Source organism: Oleiphilus sp. HI0125, from assembly GCF_001635355.1.
The window spans coordinates 1-1,389 of record NZ_LWGF01000100.1; the positions used below are offsets into that span (position 1 = coordinate 1).

The window sequence follows — 1,389 nt, forward strand, 5'->3', positions numbered from 1 at the left end:
GCAGACCACATCGTCGGAACTTGCATTGTGTCGCCTCGAAACTTATCAAGACTTTGCTCTATGTGAGCAATCGAGAAATCTGGAACCTTGCGCGTCTCAACCAACTCACCTTCGCTATCTCCGCTTTCACGAATCTCGCCTAATTGAGCAGTGGTGTAATACGCTTTGCTAGACTCTAGTAGATACTTCGCGAACTTCGTTGCCTCACCAAAACATATTGGCAAAACACCTGTTGCAAGCGGATCAAGCGCACCGGTATGGCCAGCTCTTCGTGCATCAAAAAGCCAACGCACCTTTTGCAGCGCACCATTACTTGTAATATCTAGAGGTTTATCAAGAAGAAGGACGCCATCAAGAAGGCGCCCTTTTTTGCGTCGACCCATCTTTTAGTGTTGCCTAAGAAGGGTCTTGATCAGTTTGTTCGTTCGCCGCGTCATCAGCACCGTCTTTCTTACGCGCTTGCGTAATTAGGGCGTCAAGCTTACGGCCACGCCCAACAGAGCTATCGAAGTGAAAACGCAACTGCGGAATCGTACGCAGCTTTATCATCTTACTTAACTGACTTCTAAAAAAGCCCGACGCAGAATTTAAGACCTTAAGTGTTTGCTTCACTTCGTCTGAATTCGCATCATTCTCTTCAAGGGTCAACAAAGTAACGTAAACGTTGGCGAAACCTAAGTCTCGCGCAACCTCAACGTCATTTATCGTTACCATACCGACACGAGGGTCTTTCATTTCGGTACGAATCAATGTCGCCAAATCCTTTTGAATTTGATCGGCAATTCGATCAGTACGGCTAAACTCTCGTGCCATGTATTACAACTCCTCTAATGACAAAACTTATGACAAAGTACGCGCAATAGAGACCTTATCGAAGACCTCAATCTTGTCGCCCACTTTCACGTCATAGTTCTTAACACCGATACCACATTCAGTACCCGAACGAACTTCGTTTACATCATCTTTAAAGCGACGAAGCGATTCTAGCTCGCCTTCAAAGATAACGATGTCATCACGTAGTACACGAATTTTCTTATTGCGGAAGATTGTTCCTTCAAGAACCATACAACCAGCAACCTGACCGAATTTCGGAGACTTAAAGGTGTCACGCACTTCAGCAATACCAACAATGTCTTCACGGAATTCTGGCGCCAACATACCAGAAAGCGCTTGTTTCACATGATCGATAATCTCGTAAATAACGCTGTAATAACGAAGATCTAAGGATTCTTCTTCGATAATCTTTTTCGCTTGCGCATCAGCACGAACGTTAAAGCCGAAAATAACCGCATTGGTTGCTAGCGCAAGACTTGCATCTGTACCTGTAATACCACCAACACCACTACTCACAATCTTCACCTGAACTTCTTCGTTACCGATTTCATTCAA

General features: G+C 44.8%; 1 protein-coding gene and 2 pseudogenes. All 3 read right to left on the reverse strand.

Going from position 1 to position 1,389, the window contains the following annotated elements:
- A pseudogene (locus A3762_RS01600) lies at positions 1-383 on the reverse strand (tRNA pseudouridine(55) synthase TruB); the annotation flags it as partial.
- A 13-nt stretch (positions 384-396) separates the two neighbouring features.
- Positions 397-813, reverse strand: a complete 417-nt coding sequence (gene rbfA, locus A3762_RS01605) for a 30S ribosome-binding factor RbfA (RefSeq protein WP_068753781.1) — start codon at positions 811-813, stop codon at positions 397-399.
- Positions 814-840: 27 nt separating this feature from the next.
- A pseudogene (locus tag A3762_RS01610) lies at positions 841-1,389 on the reverse strand (translation initiation factor IF-2); the annotation flags it as partial.

Excerpts from the sequence above, each read along its gene's own strand:
- rbfA (WP_068753781.1), bottom strand. The coding sequence starts at position 813 with ATGGCACGAGAGTTTAGCCGTACTGATCGAATTGCCGATCAAATTCAA.